The 21749-nt window shown below is 64.8% G+C and carries 17 protein-coding genes and 1 tRNA gene; 13 read left to right on the forward strand and 5 right to left on the reverse strand.

What is annotated here, in order from left to right:
- Nucleotides 1-2 precede the first annotated feature (2 nt).
- The 5 genes from JOE31_RS10060 to JOE31_RS10080 form a co-directional block, all read right to left on the reverse strand.
- Entirely contained in the window at nt 3-278 is a 276-nt protein-coding gene (locus JOE31_RS10060) for a hypothetical protein (protein ID WP_209743801.1), read from the reverse strand.
- A gap of 260 nt (nt 279-538) precedes the next feature.
- Nucleotides 539-614: transfer RNA gene (locus JOE31_RS10065), tRNA-Lys, on the reverse strand.
- A gap of 106 nt (nt 615-720) precedes the next feature.
- Complete coding sequence (locus JOE31_RS10070; RefSeq protein ID WP_209743804.1) at nt 721-1854, reverse strand: sorbosone dehydrogenase family protein; 1134 nt, start codon at nt 1852-1854, stop codon at nt 721-723.
- Nucleotides 1855-1884: 30 nt separating this feature from the next.
- Nucleotides 1885-2955, reverse strand: a complete 1071-nt coding sequence (locus JOE31_RS10075) for a hypothetical protein (protein ID WP_209743807.1) — start codon at nt 2953-2955, stop codon at nt 1885-1887.
- Nucleotides 2956-3030: 75 nt separating this feature from the next.
- Nucleotides 3031-3582 carry a hypothetical protein gene (locus tag JOE31_RS10080; RefSeq protein WP_307864400.1) on the reverse strand — a complete coding sequence of 184 codons (552 nt, stop codon included), beginning with the start codon at nt 3580-3582 and terminating at the stop codon, nt 3031-3033.
- 121 nt (nt 3583-3703) lie between these two features.
- Between JOE31_RS10080 and JOE31_RS10085 the strand changes: the two genes are divergently transcribed.
- The 13 genes from JOE31_RS10085 to JOE31_RS10145 all read left to right on the forward strand — a co-directional run bounded on the left by JOE31_RS10085 (nt 3704) and on the right by JOE31_RS10145 (nt 21634).
- Complete coding sequence (locus JOE31_RS10085) at nt 3704-4627, forward strand: LysR family transcriptional regulator (RefSeq protein ID WP_209743810.1); 924 nt, start codon at nt 3704-3706, stop codon at nt 4625-4627.
- A gap of 140 nt (nt 4628-4767) precedes the next feature.
- Complete coding sequence (gene ilvD, locus JOE31_RS10090; protein WP_209743813.1) at nt 4768-6489, forward strand: dihydroxy-acid dehydratase; 1722 nt, start codon at nt 4768-4770, stop codon at nt 6487-6489.
- A 383-nt stretch (nt 6490-6872) separates the two neighbouring features.
- A complete protein-coding gene (locus JOE31_RS10095) occupies nt 6873-8774 on the forward strand; it encodes an acetolactate synthase large subunit (protein ID WP_209743816.1) in 1902 nt (633 codons plus the stop codon).
- Between the two features lie 2 nt (nt 8775-8776).
- Nucleotides 8777-9289, forward strand: coding sequence for an acetolactate synthase small subunit (gene ilvN, locus JOE31_RS10100; protein WP_011692379.1), 513 nt, complete (start codon nt 8777-8779; stop codon nt 9287-9289).
- A 115-nt stretch (nt 9290-9404) separates the two neighbouring features.
- Nucleotides 9405-10430 (forward strand): ketol-acid reductoisomerase, encoded by a 1026-nt coding sequence (gene ilvC, locus JOE31_RS10105; protein ID WP_209743818.1) that lies wholly within the window; start codon nt 9405-9407, stop codon nt 10428-10430.
- A gap of 142 nt (nt 10431-10572) precedes the next feature.
- Nucleotides 10573-12162 (forward strand): phosphoglycerate dehydrogenase, encoded by a 1590-nt coding sequence (gene serA / locus JOE31_RS10110; protein ID WP_209743822.1) that lies wholly within the window; start codon nt 10573-10575, stop codon nt 12160-12162.
- Between the two features lie 209 nt (nt 12163-12371).
- Nucleotides 12372-15167 (forward strand): ABC transporter permease, encoded by a 2796-nt coding sequence (locus tag JOE31_RS10115; RefSeq protein ID WP_209743825.1) that lies wholly within the window; start codon nt 12372-12374, stop codon nt 15165-15167.
- Nucleotides 15164-15919 (forward strand): ABC transporter ATP-binding protein, encoded by a 756-nt coding sequence (locus JOE31_RS10120; protein ID WP_011692375.1) that lies wholly within the window; start codon nt 15164-15166, stop codon nt 15917-15919. Before JOE31_RS10115 ends, JOE31_RS10120 begins: the two co-directional genes overlap by 4 nt.
- Nucleotides 15920-15982: 63 nt before the next feature.
- Nucleotides 15983-17542 carry a methionine--tRNA ligase gene (gene metG, locus JOE31_RS10125; RefSeq protein WP_209743827.1) on the forward strand — a complete coding sequence of 520 codons (1560 nt, stop codon included), beginning with the start codon at nt 15983-15985 and terminating at the stop codon, nt 17540-17542.
- Nucleotides 17543-17627: 85 nt separating this feature from the next.
- A complete protein-coding gene (locus JOE31_RS10130; RefSeq protein WP_209743831.1) occupies nt 17628-18680 on the forward strand; it encodes a 3-isopropylmalate dehydrogenase in 1053 nt (350 codons plus the stop codon).
- A 102-nt stretch (nt 18681-18782) separates the two neighbouring features.
- Nucleotides 18783-19895, forward strand: coding sequence for a branched-chain amino acid aminotransferase (locus JOE31_RS10135; RefSeq protein WP_209743834.1), 1113 nt, complete (start codon nt 18783-18785; stop codon nt 19893-19895).
- 105 nt (nt 19896-20000) lie between these two features.
- Entirely contained in the window at nt 20001-20783 is a 783-nt protein-coding gene (locus tag JOE31_RS10140) for an MBL fold metallo-hydrolase (protein WP_209743837.1), read from the forward strand.
- A gap of 74 nt (nt 20784-20857) precedes the next feature.
- The gene (locus JOE31_RS10145; RefSeq protein ID WP_209743840.1) at nt 20858-21634 is read left to right on the forward strand and encodes a fumarylacetoacetate hydrolase family protein; all 777 of its coding nucleotides are present in this window, start codon (nt 20858-20860) and stop codon (nt 21632-21634) included.
- Nucleotides 21635-21749 lie beyond the last annotated feature (115 nt).

Raw genomic sequence — 21749 nt, forward strand, 5'->3', positions numbered from 1 at the left:
TCCTACCCCAGAAGGCGGACGGCGATCGCCTCCAGCGCCTGAACGTCCCAGCCCTTGTTCAAGGGGCCCAGTTTGGCTTGCAGGATCGCCATCACGCCCATCTCCAACAACGCCTGTAGCGCCGAGCCGGGGTTTTCACTGAACTCCAGGCTTGTCTCCAGTGCCGCCAGCGTTCCGGAGTCCGTGGACGGGGCCGGCAGCGAGGCGGCCATGGCCGCGCCTATGGCTTCGGCATCGGCTTCGATCGTGCCGGTAACAGTAAACCGAAAAACAGCCATGGTTTGCCCTCCCACCCCTAGTAGTGACGCCACTCTATCCAGTTCGGCTCAGCTATTCCGATGCTTAGGATGAATTTTTCCCAAAGAAGTGCCCGGGGTCACGGGGCGGCATACGGCTGTGGAGCAGTCCACACCCATCAGCTTGAAGTTTGTGACGAGCGAAGCGTAGGCACGTGCCGATCCGCGGACATCGGCGGCGACTTCCGGACAAAACAAAACCCCGCCTTCGTGGCTTGTGGCCTGTGAAGACGGGGTTTCTGTGGTGCACCCCCCGGGACTCGAACCCGGAACCCATTGATTAAGAGTCAATTGCTCTGCCAGTTGAGCTAGAGGTGCAGCTGTTGTTTTGGTTCTTCCCGGGGGCTTTTGTTTCCCTCGTTCATCTCCGCAACGACATGAAACTCTACACGAGATTTAGCCCCGTGTGAAATCGGCGGTCGTTTCAGCTTCCAGCCCTGGCCGGAAGCGCCAAAATCAGCGCAGAATCAGGGTTTTGGTTGTTGGTGAGCATCCACAAATTGCCGTCCGGGGCGAGTGAAACGTCCCTGATCCGCCCGAACCTCGCTGTGAAATGGCTCACAGGTTTGCCCGCTTTTTCACCGTCGAGGGGGACGGCCCACAGCCGCTGGCCCCGTAGCGCCCCGAGGTAAGCCGTGGACCCGGTGATCTCCAGTCCGCTCGGGGAAGATTCCGCGGTGGAAGGCCATACCACCTTGGCATCAATGAAGCCCGGCTTGCCGGGCGCCCCGGTGACCTCCGGCCAGCCGTAATTGCCGCCCGGCTGGATCAGGTTCAGTTCGTCGTCCACGGCGGGCCCGAACTCGCTGGACCACAGCCTGCCCGCGTCGTCCCAGTCGAGGCCTTGCACATTCCGGTGGCCAAGGCTGTAGACCGGGTTGTCGCCAAACGGGTTACCCGGCGCCGGCTTGCCGTCAGCAGTGATCCGGAGGATCTTGCCGCCAAGCGCGTTCGGATCCTGGGGCTGTTCGCGCCGTTGCGCATCACCGGTTCCCACATAGAGGTTCCCGTCCGGCCCAAAACGTATGCGGCCGCCGTTGTGGGTTGACGCCTTGGGGATGCCGGAGAAGATTATCTCCGGCGGCCCAAGGCTCAGCGTGCCTCCCGGCTCGGCCTCAGTCAGGGTGAGGCGGGCAATCCTGTTGTCCGCCCGGGCCGTGAAGTAGGCAAATATCGACTTGTCCGACGCGTAGTTCGGTGACACCGCCAGCCCCAGAAGGCCGCCTTCGCCTCCGGGCACAACCCCGGGGATGCTGCCAAGCAGCGTCGTCCTGCCGTCCTTGACCGTTTTGACGTCGCCGCTGTCACGTTCAGAAATGACGGCTGTGCCATCCGGCAAAAACACGGCGGACCAGGGCAGCCGCAGCCCTTCCACCGTCCGGAGTACCCGGAGTTCCCCGGACGCCTCGTCGCCGCCCGAGGCTGAACCTGCGGTACCGGTGGGACCGCCGTCGCCGCCTCCGGTGCAGGCGGACAAAACCAGCGTCCAGACGAGGGCGGCGGCAGGCATAAGGCGGAGTGCAGGCCTGGACGCAGGCACCGTTCGCTCCTGATGCATCCGGACGCCGACCCCCATTGGCCGGACGGCCTAGTGCCGGCTCCGGCGCGGGGCGCGGAATCCTGCCGCTTCCGCGTGCGCGGCCGACTCGAACCAGACTTCCGCAGTTGTTTCCTCGTATCCGGGGCTGGTTTCGTCGTGGTAGATCATCGATTGCGCATTGCCCTTGACCGTATAGCCGTCCGGTCCGCTGCCGTCAGGCCCCGGGGCTGCCGATCCCTCGCCATACGGCTTGTCCGCAGCCAGGTGTCCGGCGGGCTCTGCCGCATGGCTTGCGGCTGCTTCCGTCGCCGCCGAGGATGCGGCCGCCTGCATTGTCTCTGCGTCTCCCTCGGAGAGGACCTCCGTGCTGCTTACGGCGGCCGTGCCGCTTCCGCCGGCGGGCGGCAGCCCGGCGTCGGCTCCTGGATCCTTGACGTTTGTGTCCTGGACATCTTCCGCCGCGGCCGATTCGGCGCCGGGAAGCGTGGGTGCATGGTGCTCCGTGTACTCAGGGTGGTGAACCGGAACCTGCTGGCCGGTCGCCGCGGCGGGAGTCTTCCCGGCCGCTGATTCCCTGGTAGGAACCTCCTTGGTGTGCACCTGGTCCGCGTGCGGGGTGCTGGCCGCCTCGGACCACTGCGCCTCCCACTCCGCTTTGTCCTCTGTGCGGGCTGCAGCTTCAGGCCCAGCTGCAGTGCCCTCGGGTTTGGCTGTCACGTCAGCTGTCGTTGTAAGCCCGGTGTCCGCGGCGGGCGCGCCGCTGGTCGCCTCGGCGTCATCGTCCCAGTCATCCACGTCTCCGCCGCCGGGTGCGGCGTTCGCTGTCGGGGAAAGGCCCGGCCCGGGTTCGGCCGGCACGGACGGCGACGGCGAAGCGTTGGCCGTCTGGCTGAAACCTGCCGCGCCCGGCATTCCGGCCGTGGCTGCGGCGTCTGCCGACGCTGCTGCACCGCCTCCCGCGGACCGGTCGACGGCGGACTGCCGTGGCTGTGGAACGGACATGCCGGAATCGGAGGCTGCCGGTGTGCCCGTGGTGTTCCCTGAACTATTTCGGTTCAGGAGCCACCACACCACTCCGACGATTACTACGATGACGATGACCCAGATAATCCAGTCCATAGCAGTGCCCTTCTGTCCACAAGGCAAGGTTGCCGTTGCTTGACGTTACGTCGGTGTGATTAGGGCTGTAAAGGCTCAGAGCGGCAGGCCGCGTTGCACAAAGTCGGCCATGAATTCATGGAAGTCCGCGGCGTCGTGGGCCTGTTCGATGCTTCGGGTCCCGCGAGTGGCGCGCTCACCCGGACGTGCGGACGGCGGAGCCAGGGGCATGGAGTCGTCCACTCCGAATCGGAATGCTTTTCCCGTGCTTGCCGCCACTTCGTAACCGCCCGGGGACGAGTTGACTCCCGGCAGCCGGCGGACGCGGGCGAGATTGGTCATATTGATCGCGACCGGAACACCCGTGGCCGCCAGGGACTCTTCATCGAAAGGGGCCACGACAACCTCGGCCGGGTGCCAGCGGTAGCCGATAACAAAATTCCGTCTCCGCGGGGGAGCCCAGCCCCGGGCTGCCGCCCCCGGGGCCTCGAAGCTGTTCGAACCGCAGACGAGGTTATAGTCGCCGTAGTTGGGGATCTGGCGCTCAAACACGGCCCGGAGCGTCGCCTTGAGCTCGTCGCTGGTGGGCGCGGGAGGAAGGGGCGCGGGGTCGGGTGCCGGGTTGATCGGCAAGGGCTTGCTGTTCACAGTGGAGTCCTGATGGTCGGGCAGGCAGAGTGGCTCGCACGCTACCAGACCCGGCTCATGGCTCCGTGTCACGCCGGGGTGCGACGGCCCCACTCAGGGTGCCGTCCTGTAGCCTCGCCTCATGGATTTGAAACGCCTCCGGATTCTCCGTGAACTCTCGGACCGGGGCACAGTGGGCGCCACGGCCGAAGCGATGGAGGTGACGCCCTCGGCCGTCTCGCAGCAGCTTAAGACCCTCCAGGATGAACTGGGCGTTGTCCTCGTTGAAAAGTCCGGCAGGGGAGTGCGTCTGACCGAAGCAGGGCGGGCCATGGCGGCGGCCGCGGCGGACGTTTCGACAGCCATGGCGCGCGCCGAAGCCACAATTGACACGTACCGGCGGGGCTGGCAAACGCATGTCAAAGCGGCCTTCTTCCCGAGCGCAGCGGAAATGTTCCTCCCCGGCCTCCTGCACCGCGTCAAGGCGGTGGAGGGCCTGCGGTTCGAGGCCTGTTTCGAAGACCCGGGCGTCGCGGGATTTGCTGCCCTCGCCGCCGATTACGACATCGTGCTGGCCCATAGCGTGGATGGTCCCGATGTTTTTGCCCGGCAGGGGCTGGTGGTGGTTCCGCTCCTGAACGAACCGCTTGATGTGGCCGTGCCCGCGGGGCACGTCCTGGCGGCGAAGCCTTCGCTAACGGCCGGCGATGTGGTGGGCTTTCCCTGGATGGGCGTCCCGGAAGGCTTTCCATTCGATACCGTGCTGCGGCAGATCGAGGTCCAGGCAGGTTCCCCTGCGGTCCGCGCGCAGCTGTTTCCGGACCTTCGTGTCCTGGAGGCCCTTGTCAGCGCCGGCCACGGGCTGAGCCTGCTGCCGCGGTACACGGCCCTGGGCAACCAGGAGCGCGGCTTCGTCCTCCGTCCACTGCTTGGCGTCACTGCCCGGCGCAGCATCGTGGCGCTCGCCCGTCCGGACGTGGCGGCCCGGACCACCATTGCGCAGGTTTTGTCCATGCTCGAGGCTGAAGCCGCCTCCATTGATGCGGCAGGCCTGAGTGACGGCTGACACTTTTTCGACCCTGCGCGCCGCGCTAATCTCATTATGTGAGACGAGAGTCCACTATTTGATCGAAATATTCCCGCTTTTCGGCTTAACGGTCCATTCCGGGTCGTTGGTGCCCATCTTTGCGCCATAGACTTTGACGCATGAGTGAGGACACCCAAACCGCGACAGAAAACAAGCCGGACATCAAGCCCCGCAGCCGGGTCGTAACCGATGGAATCCACGCCGCTCCCGCGCGTGGAATGTTCCGGGCGGTCGGCATGGGCGACGACGACTTTGCGAAGCCCCAAATTGGCGTGGCTAGTTCCTGGAACGAGATCACTCCCTGCAACCTTTCCCTAAACCGGCTGGCCCAGGGCGCCAAGGAAGGCGTCCACGCCGGCGGCGGGTTCCCCATGCAGTTCGGCACCATCTCCGTCTCTGACGGCATCTCCATGGGCCACGAAGGCATGCACTTCTCCCTCGTCTCGCGCGAAGTCATTGCCGACTCCGTGGAAACAGTGATGCAGGCCGAGCGCATTGACGGATCGGTGCTCCTGGCCGGTTGCGACAAGTCCCTGCCCGGAATGCTCATGGCAGCCGCGCGCCTGGACCTCGCCAGCGTGTTCCTCTACGCCGGCTCCATTATGCCCGGCTGGGTCAAGCTGGAGGACGGTTCCGAGAAGGAAGTCACCCTGATCGACGCCTTCGAGGCCGTGGGCGCCTGCGCCGCGGGCAAGATGAGCAGGGGAGACCTTGACCGCATCGAACGCGCCATCTGCCCCGGCGAAGGTGCCTGCGGCGGCATGTACACGGCCAACACCATGGCCTGCATCGGCGAAGCCCTGGGCATGTCCCTGCCGGGCTCCGCAGCCCCGCCCTCGGCAGACCGCCGTCGTGACGAGTTCGCCCGCAAGTCCGGTGAAGCGGTGGTCAACCTGCTCCGCCTCGGCATCACCGCACGCGACATCATGACCAAGAAGGCCTTCGAGAACGCCATCGCCGTGACCATGGCATTCGGCGGCTCCACCAACGCCGTGCTGCACCTGCTGGCCATCGCCCGCGAAGCTGAAGTGGAACTGACGCTGGACGACTTCAACCGCATCGGCGACAAGATCCCGCACCTGGGCGACCTGAAGCCGTTCGGCCGTTTCGTGATGACCGACGTCGACAAGATCGGCGGCGTTCCGGTCATCATGAAGGCACTGCTCGACGCCGGGCTGCTGCATGGCGACTGCCTCACCGTCACCGGTAAGACCCTGGCGGAAAACCTGGCGTCCATCAACCCACCGGACCTGGACGGCAAGATCCTTCGTGCCCTGGACAACCCGATCCACAAAACCGGCGGCATCACCATCCTGCACGGTTCCATGGCACCTGAAGGCGCCGTCGTGAAGAGCGCAGGCTTCGACGCCGACGTCTTCGAAGGCACGGCCCGCGTGTTCGAGCGCGAGCAGGGTGCCCTTGACGCGCTCGACAACGGCAAAATCGCCAAGGGCGACGTCGTGGTCATCCGCTATGAAGGACCGAAGGGTGGCCCGGGCATGCGCGAAATGCTCGCCATCACCGGCGCCATCAAGGGTGCCGGGCTGGGCAAGGATGTCCTGCTTCTCACGGATGGCCGCTTCTCCGGCGGTACCACCGGCCTGTGCATCGGCCACGTCGCCCCTGAAGCAGTCGACGGCGGCCCGATCGCCTTCGTCAAGGACGGCGACCGCATCCGCGTTGACATTGCCGCCCGCAGCTTCGACCTGCTCGTGGACGACGCTGAGCTCGAGTCACGCAAGATCGGCTGGGAGCCGCTCCCGGCCAAGTTCACCAAGGGCGTCCTGGCTAAGTACGCCAAGCTGGTGCACAGCGCCTCCACCGGCGCATACTGCGGGTAGTACCCCGCAGCCGCGCTGACCCAACTGACTGGCAGTTAACGTCGTCAAACACGCTTTTCGGAGCGTTAACTGCGAGTCGGTTGGGGATGGCGCTCAATCCGTGGACAATGGAGTCCATATAGTGAGACGGGGATGTGTGTCGTTGACACCCGTCTCACTTAGAGGGAAAACTGAACGCATGATCGCATTCGTTACCAACTGCGCCGCTGCAGAAGCAGTCGTCGTCCTTACCAAGCGCGTGGCTCAATAGCCCGACTGGTAACGAACCGTCACGCGCAACCCCTCGAAGAGCCGCCAGGCTGAGGGGTTTTTTTTATTTGTTTCAGTTATTGCACCCGTCATGAGAACCACCCGCTAATAAAGATCCACAAAGGAAGAGTCCGATGAGCAAAGGATCGCCGATCAGCCCCTCGCTGATGGCTACAAAGTCCGCTGGAGCCCCCAAGGCTCCGGAACGCGCCGACCGCACGGCCGATGCCGGCGTCGAGCACGCTGCTGCTGTCTCTCCTGTCCTTGGACCGAACAACGTCGTACCCCCGACGGTGATGACCGGTTCACAAGCAATTGTCCGCTCGCTCGAAGAACTCGGCGTGGACGATATTTTTGGTTTGCCCGGTGGCGCGATCCTGCCCACCTATGACCCCTTGATGGCCTCAAGCATGAATCACGTGCTGGTCCGTCACGAACAGGGAGCCGGCCACGCCGCGCAAGGCTACGCCATGGTTACCGGGCGGGTTGGCGTTTGTATTGCCACCTCGGGTCCCGGGGCCACCAACCTCGTTACCGCCATCATGGATGCGCACATGGACTCCGTGCCGCTCGTGGCCATCACCGGCCAGGTGTCCAGCGGAGTCATTGGTACAGATGCTTTCCAGGAAGCGGACATCGTGGGCATCACCATGCCTATCACCAAGCACTCGTTCCTGGTGACCGACCCCAACGACATCCCGCATGTCATGGCGGAGGCGTTCCATCTTGCGTCCACGGGCCGGCCCGGCCCGGTGCTGGTGGATGTCGCCAAGGATGCCCAGCAGGGCCAGATGACCTTCTCCTGGCCGCCGAAGATCGACCTCCCCGGCTACCGCCCGGTGCTCCGCGGCCACAACAAGCAGGTTCGCGAAGCAGCGAAGCTGATTGCCGCGGCCAGCAAGCCCGTCCTCTACGTCGGCGGCGGCGTGGTGAAGGCGCACGCCTCCGTTGAGCTGCGGGAACTCGCAGAAATCACCGGCGCGCCCGTGGTCACCACCCTGATGGCGCGGGGCGTGTTCCCTGACTCGCACCCGCAGCATGTCGGCATGCCGGGCATGCACGGCACGGTCTCCGCCGTGACCGCGCTACAGCAGTCCGACCTGCTCATCACGCTGGGAGCCCGTTTCGACGACCGGGTAACCGGCGTCCTGAAGACGTTCGCGCCGAATGCGAAGGTGATCCACGCGGACATCGATCCTGCCGAGATCTCCAAGAACCGCACAGCGGACGTTCCGATCGTGGGCTCCGTCAAGGAGATCATCCCGGAGCTCACCGAGGCCGTGAAGACGCAGTTTGCGGCTTCCGGTAAGCCGGACCTGGAGAACTGGTGGACGTTCCTGAACAACCTGAAGGAAACGTATCCGCTGGGCTGGACCGAGCCGGAGGACGGGCTCACCGCACCGCAGCGCGTCATTGAGCGCATCGGTGCCCTGACCGGTCCCGAAGGGATCTACGTCGCTGGCGTTGGCCAGCACCAGATGTGGGCGGCGCAGTTCATCAAGTACGAACGCCCCCACGCCTGGCTGAACTCAGGCGGAGCCGGCACCATGGGCTACGCCGTCCCCGCAGCCATGGGCGCCAAAGTGGGCGCGCCCGACCGCGTGGTCTGGGCCATCGACGGCGACGGGTGCTTCCAGATGACCAACCAGGAACTGGCCACCTGCGCCATCAACAAGATCCCCATCAAGGTTGCCGTCATCAACAACTCCTCGCTGGGCATGGTGCGCCAGTGGCAGACCCTCTTCTACGAAGGCCGCTACTCGAACACCGACCTGAACACCGGCCACGAAACCGTCCGGATCCCGGACTTCGTGAAACTGGGCGAGGCCTATGGCTGCGCATCCTTCCGGTGCGAGCGCGCTGAGGACATCGACGCCACCATCCAGAAAGCCCTGGAAATCAATGACCGCCCCGTGGTCATCGACTTCGTGGTGAGCCCGGACTCCATGGTGTGGCCAATGGTGCCCGCCGGAGTGAGTAACGACCAGATCCAGGTCGCCCGCAACATGACCCCGGAATGGGAAGAGGAGGACTGATCATGACCCGCCACACGCTGTCCGTTCTGGTCGAAGACAAACCCGGTGTGCTGACCCGAGTCGCGAGCCTCTTCGCCCGCCGGGCCTTCAACATCAATTCACTGGCCGTCGGCCCGACGGAAGTTCCGGGCATGTCCCGGATGACCGTCGTCGTCGACGCCGACGGTGACCTGATCGAACAGGTCACCAAGCAGTTGAACAAACTAATCAATGTGATCAAGATTGTTGAACTCACCTCAGAATCTTCCGTACAGCGCGACCACATCCTGGTCAAGGTACGTGCGGATGCCGCAACACGCCTGCAGGTGACCCAGGCTGCAGACCTGTTCCGCGCTTCAGTGGTCGACGTCTCCACAGACTCGGTGGTCATTGAAGCAACCGGCCATCCCGAAAAGCTCACCGCGCTGTTGTCAGTGCTCGAGCCCTTCGGCATCCGCGAAATTGTGCAGTCCGGCACCCTTGCCGTTGGACGGGGATCCCGCTCCATGAGTGACAGGGCCTTGCGCTCCGCTTAAGACACAGTCTCGGCCGCAGGCGGGGCACAGTCCCGCCTGCGGAGCAACGCCCGTGCAGTACCGCAACACCACAGACTATTTACACCAGAGAATCCACTCAAAAGGAGTTACGCAAGTGACTGAAATGTTCTACGACGACGACGCAGACCTCTCCATCATCCAGGGCCGGAAGGTGGCCATCGTCGGCTATGGCTCGCAGGGCCACGCCCACGCCCTGAACCTGCGCGACTCCGGCGTCGAGGTGACGATCGCCCTCAAGGAGGGCTCTTCCTCGATCGCCAAGGCCCAGGAGGCCGGCTTCACGGTCAAGAACGTCGCCGACGCCGCCGAATGGGCAGACGTCATCATGATCCTGGCGCCGGACCAGTACCAGCGCTCGATCTACAACGACTCCATCAAGGACAAGCTGACCCCCGGCAAGGCCCTGGCCTTCGCGCACGGGTTCAACATCCGCTTCGGCTACATCCAGGCACCGGAGGGCGTTGACGTCATCCTGATCGCCCCGAAGGCTCCCGGCCACACCGTGCGCCGCGAATTCGAAGCCGGCCGCGGTATCCCGGACATCATCGCCGTCGAGCAGGACGCCACCGGCGCAGCCTGGGACCTCGCGAAGTCCTACGCCAAGGCAATTGGCGGCACCCGCGCAGGTGTCATCAAGACCACTTTCACCGAAGAGACCGAGACCGACCTGTTCGGCGAGCAGGCAGTCCTGTGCGGCGGTGTCTCCCAGCTGGTCCAGTACGGCTTCGAGACCCTCACCGAGGCCGGCTACCAGCCGCAGATCGCCTACTTCGAGGTCCTGCACGAGCTCAAGCTCATCGTTGACCTCATGTGGGAAGGCGGCATTGCCAAGCAGCGCTGGAGCGTTTCCGACACCGCAGAGTACGGCGACTACGTTTCCGGCCCGCGCGTCATCACCCCCGAGGTGAAGGAAAACATGAAGGCTGTCCTCGCCGACATCCAGAACGGCGCGTTCGCCAAGCGCTTCATCGAGGACCAGGACAACGGCGGCGTCGAGTTCAAGGCGCTGCGGGCCAAGGCAGAGCAGCACCCCATCGAGAGCGTTGGCCGCGAACTGCGCGGGCTCTTCTCCTGGCAGCAGCAGGACGAGGACTACGTCGAGGGCTCGGCAGCCCGCTAAGGCTGCCTGCCGCCCAGGCCGTCGGCCAGGCGCCCTTCAGGAGTCAACAGTGAGGCCGGGTTCACACTTAACAATGTGAGCCCGGCCTTTCCGTCAGCCTAGACTTGATTCATCCCCCGGACTGCAACGCAGAGGATCAGCCGTGTCAAAACCCGTAGTACTGCTCGCCGAAGAACTTTCACCCGCCACAGTCGAGGCCCTCGGCCCGGACTTTGAAATCCGCCAGACCGATGGCGCCGACCGTTCCCAGCTGCTCTCTGCCATCGCGGATGTTGACGCAATCCTGGTCCGCTCCGCCACACAGGTGGACGCCGAAGCCATCGCCGCGGCCAAGAACCTCAAGGTCATTGCCCGCGCAGGGGTCGGCTTGGACAATGTCGACATCAAGGCCGCCACGCAGGCCGGTGTCATGGTCGTCAACGCGCCGACGTCGAACATCGTCTCCGCCGCCGAACTGACCGTGGGCCACATCCTGAGCCTCGCCCGCCACATTCCGCAGGCCAGCGCCGCGCTCAAGGACGGCGAATGGAAGCGCTCCAAGTACACGGGCATTGAACTTTACGAAAAGAAGATCGGCATCATCGGCCTCGGCCGTATCGGCGCCCTGGTGGCAGCCCGCCTGAAGGGCTTCGACACCAAGATCCTGGCGTACGACCCCTACATCACCTCCGCCCGTGCCGCCCAGCTGGGCGTGCAGCTGGTCACCCTGGACGAACTGCTGGCGCAGTCCGACTTCATCACCATCCACATGCCCAAGACGCCTGAAACGGTGGGCATGCTGGGCGCTGAGGCGTTCAAGAAGATGAAGAAGACCGCCTACGTCATCAACGTGGCCCGCGGCGGACTGGTGGACGAGGAAGCCCTCCACGCCGCCCTGAAGGACGGCGAAATTGCCGGCGCCGGTGTTGACGTCTTCGTCAAGGAACCCAGCACCGACCTGCCGTTCTTCGAGATGGACAACGTGGTGGTGACCCCGCACCTGGGCGCATCCACTGACGAAGCGCAGGAAAAAGCAGGCGTTTCCGTGGCCAAGTCGGTACGGCTCGCCCTGGCCGGTGAACTGGTTCCGGATGCCGTCAACGTTGCCGGCGGCGTCATCGCGCCGGACGTCCGTCCGGGCATCCCGCTGATCGAGAAGCTGGGCCGCATCTTCACCGCCCTGACCCATGCATCCCTGACGCAGTTCGATGTTGAAGTTGCCGGTGAGATCGCCTCCCTCGACGTCAAGGTGCTTGAACTGGCGGCGCTCAAGGGCATCTTCGCCGACGTCGTGACGGAACAGGTTTCCTACGTCAACGCCCCGGTCATTGCCGAGCAGCGCGGCATCAACGTCCGCCTCATCACCACCCCCGACACCGAGTCGTACCGCAACCTCCTGACTTTGCGTGGTGCCCTCAGCGACGGCAGCCAGATCTCCGTGGCCGGAACGCTGACGGGTCCCAAGCAGATCCAGAAGCTCGTGGGCGTCAACGGCTACGAGGTGGAAATCCCCATCAGCGAGCACCTGGTGGTGGTGGCCTACGCGGACCGCCCCGGCGTGATCGGCACGATCGGGCACATCCTTGGCATGAACAACATCAATATTGCCGGCATGCAGGTTGCGCGCCAGGCTGAGGGCGGCCAGGTCCTGGCCCTCCTGACCATTGACAGCTCGGTTCCGCAGCAGGTCCTTGATGCGATCAAGGCCGGCATCGGCGCCGAGATGGTACGGGAAGTCGACCTCGAAGACTGACCTCCCGCCTATTCGGTGAACTTCTCGTGACAGACGTTAACTTCTGCCACGTATGATTGGCCGGTCTGCGTACAATGGCTGGGTCCGATTTTCGGATCCGGCCCGCAGACCGGCCATTATTTTTTGCACATCCGGCAGGGGACGCCTTCACATCCATTTGGTGTGGACTGAGGTGTGCGCTCACGCAATCCAGCTTTTCAGGGAGCCCAATGAACGCCGTCCAGAGGTTCATCAGAAGCCGAGTGCTTTTGCTGACCGCGGCCATTTTGATCGTCGCCATGTGCCTGTCCGTCCTCGTCCAGGGCCAGTCGCAGGCAGCGCTCAACCGAACAGTCGACCAGAATTCCCGCGGACTCTATGACATCCTGGTCCAGGCCAAGGCGGGGTCCGGCGGAGCGCTCATGCAGCCGGAAATCGCCAACGGCCAGGGCGGCATCAGCTTCGACCAGCTGGACGGCATCCGGAAACTGTCCGGTACGTCCGTGGCGGCTCCCATCAGCCTCGTGTCACGGGTATCCCAGAACCTCGAGTCGCCGCGCCTTGACGCCATGGACTACCTGGGCTTCAACTCCGGACTCGTGGGTACGGCGACCGCCGGGGAACCCGGCGCAACCGATCCCAGCAAATGGCCGGCAGCGGAATCGGTCCTCACTGACGAGGCCAAGAAGTACCGGCTGACCGCCAGCGCCGTCAGCTCGGACGGCCAGTCGGAACAGACCCTGTTCAAGTCCATGGCCGAGGGTTCCCTCGGCAAGGCCAGACTCGTCGAGGAGCAGGCCGCAGGCGGCAAGAGCATCCGCATCGCGGGCGCCGAAGGGGAAACCGGCATCAAATTCCCGGCCCCCGCGGGCGGATCCGAACACAACCTCTTCAACCTTTCAGTGTCACTGCCGCTGGCCCCGCAGGTGACCGAGTCCGTCGTCGCCGTCGACCCCGTCTCCGAACGTGCACTGCTGGGCACTGCCGGCGACTTCCTGGCTCCGCTCGAAAAGGCGCCGCCGGCGGACGCCCGGAACGCCGGCGCCATTGGCCGGCATTTCGAGAGCCTGTTCACCACAGGCATCAGCATGAAGGAGCTCGAAGAAGGTCCGGACTTCCTCGGCGTCAAGCTCAAGTACTGGGCGCCCCTGATGACGCAGTACCAGCAGGCAAAACGGAACGGCCAGCTCACCGCAGATTCCCAGGCCATCCCGCTGATTGTGCGCTCCGGCACGTCCCTGGACCTCAAGTACTCCGTGAAGATCGAAGAAATCGACGACTCCGGAAACGTGGTCAAGGATGTCGGCACGGTGACCAGGTCGCTGGACAAGGACTACCTGCCGTTCGTTTCAAAATCACCGTTTGCACTCTCCTGGCCGGGCTCGCAGGACTACTCCCAGCTCCTGGGAAACACCGGCAACTTCAGCCAGGGCCTCTACAACCCGGCAACGTGGAGCACCGACTTCGCCTCCGCCCCCAAGTACACCGACGGTGCCACCGCCGGCAACGGCGCCGTGGACAAGACCGCAACGCCGGGGGAGTGGATCACCGTCAACCGGCTCCCGGAGAAGGGCGCCGGCGGCGCACCGGTCGACCAGACCCAGCGCGAGCCGGTGGACGAGCGTTCCTACCGCGAAAGCCTGCAGACCGGCACCAAGGTCGCGGCACCGCTGGCCATGGTCTACGGCACGTTCGACGCCGACAAGGTCAAGGAAGCTGCGGGGGACGTCAACCGGCTGCCGCTGGGCGGGTACGACCCCTCACCGCTGACCCTGACCGAGGATGCCCAGGGCAAGAAGGTGGAGAACACCGTACTCAAGCCCTCACTGAGCGCCACGGGCCTGGTCAGCCAGTCCGCCGGTGCCATTACGGACTACTACGGCCTCGCCGCGGCCCGCGGATATGAAGAGAATGCTTCGGTGATTGACGCCGTCCGGGTCCGGGCCAAGGCGCCCGGCAGCTGGAAGGAGTCGCAGCCGGAGGTGGAGAAGCTCGCGAACGAAATCCGGGACATGGGACTGGAAGCGACCGTGGTTGCCGGCTCCGCGCGTGAAGACGCCAACATCTTTGTGCCGGGTTACTCCAAGGACGACGCCGGCAAGGAATCCGCGCTCGGCACCGTCACCCAGTCGTGGGTCCGCCAGGATGCCGCCGACGCCGTGTCCGGCTCATTGACCGGTACCAATATCACACTGCTGTTCCTCACGTTGTGCGGCGCGGCCCTGCTCACCGGTGCCTCCACCGTCAGCTACATCCGCCAGCGCCGCCGCGAAGCAGGCACCCTGCGGGCCATGGGCTGGACCCAGAAGAGGATCCGGAGCTGGGTGCTCGCGGAGTTCGGCGTGGGCGCCGCCCTCCTGGCGATCGCCGGCACCATCCTGAGCCTGCTCAGCTGGAACCTCGCCACGGTCATCGTTTCCGTTTCAGTCCTGGTTCTCTACGCCGCCGCGGCCTACTTCGCGGCACGGCAGCTGAGGCACCGTGACGAAGTGGACCAGGAGCCGCAGCACGACGAGCGGCTGATCGCCGTCGACTCCCCGCTCACGTTCGCCAACCGCCAGCTGAGCACCAACAAATTCAACACGATCTCACTGGCTGTGGCAGTGGGTGTGTTCGGCGCCGCAGTGGGCGGACTCATCGCCTTGCTGATCGACATCCCGCGGGCCGCCGGCGCAAGCGCCCTGAGCGGGCTGGCGGCGGCCAGCGTGGCGCTGCCCAGCATCGTCCTGGCACTGTCTGGCGTAGCCGTGGGCCTGGTGCTGACCCTCGTCACCGGCCGCTTCGAGCTGCAGGCCAAACGCCAGTACCTCGGCACCCTTGAAGCCATGGGCTGGAACCCGGACATGCTTGGCCAGGTCCGGCTGTTCGAAAACGCCCTCGTGGGCACGGTGGCCCTGCCGCTGGGCGTGGTCGGCGCCCTCGGCATCGGGCTCCTGCTTGCACCCTATGCCGCGCTCTGGGCCGCCCTGGCCGGACTCGTGGCTGTACTTTGCTGGATTCCAATTGCAACGAAAGTGGTCCAATGAACAACGACCTGAATCTCGACCGGATTCCCCAGGATGACGCCGGGGACGGCTCGCTCCAGACCCGTGCCAACACCATCCTGAAGGCCGCGGACCACGGGACCCCGCTGGAACTGAGCAACATCACCATCCGCTACGGCGGGCAGAAGGGCGGCGCCGACGCCGTCAACGTCGTCGAAGGCTTCGACCTGACGCTCCACGCCGGGGAGATGCACTGCGTCGCCGGCCGAAGCGGCTCCGGCAAGACGAGTATCCTGACCGTCGGCGCCGGCCTTACCCTGCCGACGTCGGGCCGTGTCTTCTGGGAGGGCCAGTCACTGGAGAGCATGGGCGACGACGAAATCGCCGACCGCCGCCGGGCCCTGATCGGCTACGTTGACCAGGGCGGCGCGCTGATCGACGGCATGAGCGCCCTCGAGAACGTGCTGCTGCCCGCCGTGCCGGACGGTGAAGTGGACCAGCGCCGCGACATGGCCAAGGACCTCCTGGACCTTGTCGGCCTGGGGCGGCGGATGCGCCACCGCCCGGCGCAGCTGTCCGGCGGCGAGCGTCAGCGCGTGGCGATTGCGCGCGCACTGATCCTCGGAACACGCGTCCTCGTGGTCGACGAACCCACGGCAAGCCTGGACCGCACTTCGGCCAACCGCATCATCAGCATCCTCAAGGACACCACGTCCGACGGAATAGCCGTGCTGGTGGCGTCACATGACCACGAACTTGTCCGGCTCAGCGATACCCTGACCGAACTGATCTAGATTTGGGGGTAGTACTCCCAGCTCCCGGTCCGCCACGCTTTCGAAAAAAGGTAACTTCCCAGAGTGTCGTCTTCAGCCCAGACCCCGTTCTACATCACCACTGCCATCACGTACCCCAACGGTGTGCCCCACATCGGCCACGCCTATGAGTACATTGCTACGGACGCAATGGCACGGTTCAAGCGCCTGGACGGTTACGACGTCTTCTTCCTGACCGGAACTGACGAACATGGCATGAAGATCGCGCAGACGGCCGACAAGGAAGGCATTACGCCGAAGGAACTGGTGGACCGGAACGCTGAGATCTACAAGGCCGCCCATTCCGCCCTGGGAATCTCGTACGACCGCTTCATCCGGACCACGGACGAGGACCACTACGCCGCATCCCAGGCCATCTGGAAGAAGATGGAGGCCAACGGGGACATCTACCTGTCCAAGTACGAGGGCTGGTACTCGGTCCGCGACGAGGCGTACTACGTTGAAGACGAGACCGTGGTCAAGGAGGACGGCCTCCGCTACTCGCGCGAGACGGATACCGAACTGACGTGGACGGCCGAGGAAAGCTACTTCTTCCGGCTTTCCGCCTACCAGGACAAGCTGCTGGCGCTGTATGAAGCACACCCCGAATTCGGTGCCCCCCAGTCCCGTTTCAACGAGGTCATCAGTTTCGTCAAGCGCGGACTCGAGGACCTGTCCATCAGCCGGACGACGTTCGACTGGGGCGTTCCCGTCCCCGGCAATGACAAGCACGTGATGTACGTGTGGGTGGATGCGTTGACCAACTACCTCACCGGCGTGGGCTACCCGGACACCGAATCGGAATCGTTCAAGAAGTACTGGCCGGCCGACGTCCACGTGATCGGCAAGGACATTTCCCGGTTCCACGCCATTTACTGGCCGGCGTTCCTGATGAGCGCCGGGCTGGAGCTGCCCAAGCGGATCATGATCCACGGCTTCCTGAACAACAACGGCGTCAAGATGTCCAAGTCGCTGGGCAACGTGGTGGCGCCGTCCGACTTCGTGGCCCAGTACGGCCTTGACCAGGTGCGTTTCTTCTTCCTGCGGGAAGTTCCTTTCGGCGCCGACGGCAGCTACAGTCATGAAGCCATCGTGGGCCGGATGAACTCCGACCTCGCCAACAACTTCGGAAACCTGGCACAGCGCTCATTGTCCATGGTCGCCAAGAATTGCGAGGGACGGGTCCCGGTCCCGGGCGCCTTCACGGCGGAGGACAGCGCGCTGCTGGCCCGGGCCAATGGCCTGCTGGACGCTGCCCGGGCGGCGTTCGAGAAGCAGGAATTCAGCCGCGCCCTGGAGGCGATCTGGGGCGTCCTGGGCGACACCAACGCGTACTTCGCCGAGCAGGCACCGTGGGTCCTGCGGAAGACCGACGTCGAACGCATGAACACGGTGCTGTACGTGACCCTTGAGGTGCTACGGATCGTGGCCATCCTGGTCCAGCCGGTTATGCCGACGGCGTCGGCAGCGCTTCTGGCGACCCTCGGCCAGCCCGACGGCGACGCCCGCCTCTTCGCGGCGATCGCCAAGCCGCTCGTTCCCGGGACGGAACTCCCGGCTCCTTCCCCGATTTTTCCGAAGTACGAGGAACCGGCCGAAGGGTAGTCCCTCGGCCCCTACCCGCTGTTTGCTGTGTTCGAATATTGAGACAACTTGACCATCATGTGGATGCCTTGGCTACCCTGAAAACATGAGCGCACCCACGATAAATCTTGCTGTCATTCCCGGCGACGGCATCGGCCCGGAGGTCATCGCCGAAGCCTTGAAGGTCCTGGAAAAGGTTGTGGCCGCCGAAGGCGTCACCCTGGACCAGACCCATTACAAGCTCGGAGCCCAGCATTGGCTTGAGACAGGGGAGACCCTTCCGGAGGAAGTGCTGAGCGATCTCCGCACCCGGGACGCTATCCTGTTCGGCGCCGTCGGTGCAGCCCCCGGTGACACCCGGATCCCGTCCGGCATCATCGAGCGCGAGATGCTGCTAAAGCTCCGCTTCAGCCTCGACCACTTCGTCAACCTGCGGCCGTCGCGCCTTTTCGGCAGTGTCGGCAGCCCGCTCGCCAACCCCGGCAAGATTGACTTCATTGTGGTCCGCGAAGGCACCGAGGGTCCGTATGTCGGCAACGGCGGCACACTGCGCGCCGGGACAATCCACGAGGTTGCCACCGAGGTTTCGCTGAACACTGCCCATGGCGTGGAACGGGTTGTCCGCGACGCGTTCCGCCGCGCCAGCGAACGTCCGCGCAAGCACGTCACGCTGGTGCACAAGCACAATGTGCTTGTCTATGCCGGCCACTTGTGGAAGCGAACCGTTGAGGCGGTGGCCAAGGAATTCCCGGATGTCACCCACGACTACCTGCACATCGACGCAGCCACGATCTTCATGGTCACCGACCCCGCGCGCTTCGACGTCATTGTCACGGACAACCTTTTCGGCGACATCATCACGGACCTCGCGGCAGCCATCACCGGCGGCATCGGCCTGGCGGCTTCCGGCAACATCAACATGGAACGCACCGCCCCCTCCATGTTCGAACCCGTGCACGGATCTGCCCCCGACATCGCCGGCCAGCAAAAAGCCGATCCGACGGCGGCAATCCTGTCAGCGGCACTGCTGCTGGACCACCTCGGCTATGCAGATGCAGCGAAGAAGATCGAAGCGGCAGTCATTGCCGACGTCGAAGGCCGCGATGGCCGGGAGCGCACCACCAGTGCGATCGGCGACGCAATCGCCGCCGCCCTTTAGGGTCCCGCATCGGGCGTAAGCTTGTCTCGAATCACCAATAATGCTGCCGTGGTCCGACGCTGAACCACGTTCACACACCAGGCAGCCGACCGTGGAGGAACCATGACTCAGACTGCCCATGGCGTCGAATTCACCCATCAGCCCTCGGTAACCCCGAAGTCTGCTGAAGAGCGTGCAGCCATCCTGGCGAACCCGGGTTTCGGCAACTATTTCACCGACCACACTGCGATTGTCGACTACAGCGTTGACGAGAACGGCAAGGGCGGCTGGCATGATGCACGCATCGAGGCATACGGTCCCATCTCGCTTGACCCGTCGGCAGCCGTGCTGCATTACGGCCAGGAGATCTTCGAGGGGCTCAAGGCCTACCGCCATGCCGACGGCTCGGTCTGGACGTTCCGCCCGGAGGCCAATGCCGCCCGCCTGAACAAGTCCGCCCGCAGGCTGGCGCTGCCGGAACTTCCAGAAGAGTACTTCCTCGGCGCCATCCGCGAGCTTGTCCAGGCCGACCGGGAGTGGGTTCCGGCCGGAGACGGCGAGGCACTCTACCTCCGCCCCTTCATGATCGCCACCGAAGCATTCCTTGGCGTGCGCGCGGCCAGGGAGGTCTCCTTCCGCGTGATCGCTTCCCCGGCCGGCAACTACTTCGGCGGCGAGTTGAAGCCCGTGTCAATCTGGATCTCCCGCGAGTACGCCCGTGCAGGCCGCGGCGGCACCGGCGCAGCCAAGTGCGGAGGCAACTATGCCGCCTCGCTGATCGCCCAGCAGGAGGCCGAGGCCAACGGCTGCAAGCAGGTCCTCTTCCTGGACCAGTTCAATGACAATGCCGTTGAAGAACTGGGCGGCATGAACGTCTTCTTCGTGATGAAGGACGGCTCGCTGGTCACGCCAGCCCTGACCGGAACCATCCTGGAGGGCGTCACCCGGATGTCCGTCATGCAGGTGGCCAAGGACATGGGCCGCACCGTCACCGAGCGCAAGATCACCCTGGACGAATGGCGCGACGGCGTGGCTTCGGGCGAGATCACCGAGGTCTTCGCCTGCGGGACTGCCGCCGTGATTACGCCCATCGGTGTCCTCAAGGACGCCACGGAGTTCATCGGCTCCGAGGACGCGAAGGCAGGCGAGACCACCATGGCCATCCGCGAGCAGCTCCTCGGCATCCAGACAGGCACGGTCGAGGATACGCACGGCTGGCTGACCCGCCTCGCCTGAAGTCCTAAAGACTGGCGCCGTTCCCGGCTGAATCACGACGCCGGGCGGACCGAGAATGATTTCGGTCCGCCCGGCGTCGTGCGTTTTAAATGCGAAGATGGAACGGTGAATCCCGAATCTTCTCCGTCGATTCTTCCAGCCAGCGGCCTGGCGCGGTTCCGGCTGGCACCCAACCCCGGCCCCATGAGCCTGGACGGGACCAATTCGTACCTGCTGGGCCGGCCGGAATCGGAGACCACCGTGGTGGTGGACCCCGGGCCGTTGGACGAACGGCACCTGCGGGAACTGGCCGCGGCGGGTCGGGTGGAGCTCATCCTCATCACGCACCGCCACGCCGACCACACAGCGGCGGCGGGGCGCTTCCATGAACTCACGGGGGCGCCGGTCCGTGCTGCTGATGCCCGGCACTGTCACGGCGGGAATCCGCTGGCTGACGGTGAAACGCTCCTTGCCGCGGGCGTGGAGCTACGCGTCATTGCCGCTCCCGGCCACACGTCCGACTCGCTCTGTTTCCATCTGCCGGGTGACGGCCCGCACGGCTCCGTGCTCACCGGCGACACCATCCTGGGCCGCGGCACCACGGTCCTGGATTTTCCCGACGGCAAACTGGGCGACTACCTGAGAACGCTGGACAGGCTGGAAGCGATTGGCCCGGCCACGGTCCTGCCCGGGCATGGAGCGGTGCTGCCGGCGCTGGACGCGGTGGTCCGCGCCTACCGCCACCACCGCCAGGAACGGCTGGCGCAGATCCGTATGGCCCTGGCGCAGCTGGGACCCGATGCGGAGGTGGGCGACATCACGGATGCCGTCTATGCGGACATCGATCCCGCCGTCCGTGCGGCCGCGGAGAATTCAGTCGCAGCCCAGCTGGAGTTCCTCCGCAGCTGAGCACCTGGCCGGGGCCTGCACGGCAGCGCCGCCCGGGGCAGGACGCCGTTCCGGAGGACTGTACGCTAGGAACCATGCGTATCGCCCGATTTGTAGCTGATTCTGATCCCCTTTACGGCGTTGTGGAAGGCGAGCCCGGCAGTGAGGAAGTCACTGTCATCAAGGGTGACCCTTTCTTCAACGGCGTTGAACGCAGCACCGTCAAGTACAAGCTTGAGGACGTGCGGCTGCTCGCACCCATCATTCCGCGCAGCAAGGTGGTGGGCGTCGGACGCAACTTCGTTGAGCATGCCAGGGAGCTCGGCAATGACGTGCCGCAGCAGCCACTGCTGTTCCTGAAGCCCAACACGTCGGTGGTGGGGCCCAACGATCCCATAGTGCTGCCGGAGTTTTCGGAGGAGGTTTCCTTCGAGGCCGAGCTGTGCGTGGTGATCGGACGCATCTGCAAGGACGTTCCCGAGGACCGCGTTGACGACGTCATCTTCGGCTATACCTGCGGCAACGACCTGACGGCCCGGGATGTCCAGAAGACAGACCTGCAGTGGGCCCGGGCCAAGGGTTTTGACACCTCGGCGCCCCTGGGCCCGTGGATCGAAACCGAGCTGGACACCGACGACCTCCGGATCCAGGGCTGGCTCAACGGCGAACTCCGCCAGGACGGCAGCACGAGCCAGATGATCCGGGGCGTCCGTGAGCTTGTCTCCGTCGTGTCGCAGGCCTTCACGCTGCTTCCCGGCGACGTCATCATGACCGGCACGCCTGCGGGCGTGGGCCTGGTGGCGGCCGGCGACCGGTTTGACGTGGAGATCGAAGGCATCGGGCGGCTTTCCAACCCGGTTGTCCGGCGCTAGCCGCACACAGCACCGACGTCACGGCAGCCGCCCCGGGGATCCCGGGGCGGCTGTCCGTTTCCGTGCCGGATTTCGCGGCGGGTCCGAGTCCCGGGCAGGCGGTAAAGTTGGAGTC

This window comes from Arthrobacter sp. PvP023 (genome assembly GCF_017832975.1).
In the GTDB taxonomy this organism is placed as follows: Bacteria; Actinomycetota; Actinomycetes; order Actinomycetales; family Micrococcaceae; genus Arthrobacter.

What these genes read in the sequence shown, in the direction of transcription:
- JOE31_RS10060 (WP_209743801.1), bottom strand. Translation starts at nt 278, where the DNA reads ATGGCTGTTTTTCGGTTTACTGTTACCGGCACGATCGAAGCCGATGCC.
- JOE31_RS10070 (WP_209743804.1), bottom strand. Translation starts at nt 1,854, where the DNA reads ATGCATCAGGAGCGAACGGTGCCTGCGTCCAGGCCTGCACTCCGCCTT.
- JOE31_RS10075 (WP_209743807.1), bottom strand. Translation starts at nt 2,955, where the DNA reads ATGGACTGGATTATCTGGGTCATCGTCATCGTAGTAATCGTCGGAGTG.
- JOE31_RS10085 (WP_209743810.1), top strand. Translation starts at nt 3,704, where the DNA reads ATGGATTTGAAACGCCTCCGGATTCTCCGTGAACTCTCGGACCGGGGC.
- ilvD (WP_209743813.1), top strand. Translation starts at nt 4,768, where the DNA reads ATGAGTGAGGACACCCAAACCGCGACAGAAAACAAGCCGGACATCAAG.
- JOE31_RS10095 (WP_209743816.1), top strand. Translation starts at nt 6,873, where the DNA reads ATGAGCAAAGGATCGCCGATCAGCCCCTCGCTGATGGCTACAAAGTCC.
- ilvN (WP_011692379.1), top strand. Translation starts at nt 8,777, where the DNA reads ATGACCCGCCACACGCTGTCCGTTCTGGTCGAAGACAAACCCGGTGTG.
- JOE31_RS10115 (WP_209743825.1), top strand. Translation starts at nt 12,372, where the DNA reads ATGAACGCCGTCCAGAGGTTCATCAGAAGCCGAGTGCTTTTGCTGACC.
- JOE31_RS10120 (WP_011692375.1), top strand. Translation starts at nt 15,164, where the DNA reads ATGAACAACGACCTGAATCTCGACCGGATTCCCCAGGATGACGCCGGG.
- JOE31_RS10130 (WP_209743831.1), top strand. Translation starts at nt 17,628, where the DNA reads ATGAGCGCACCCACGATAAATCTTGCTGTCATTCCCGGCGACGGCATC.
- JOE31_RS10135 (WP_209743834.1), top strand. Translation starts at nt 18,783, where the DNA reads ATGACTCAGACTGCCCATGGCGTCGAATTCACCCATCAGCCCTCGGTA.
- JOE31_RS10145 (WP_209743840.1), top strand. Translation starts at nt 20,858, where the DNA reads ATGCGTATCGCCCGATTTGTAGCTGATTCTGATCCCCTTTACGGCGTT.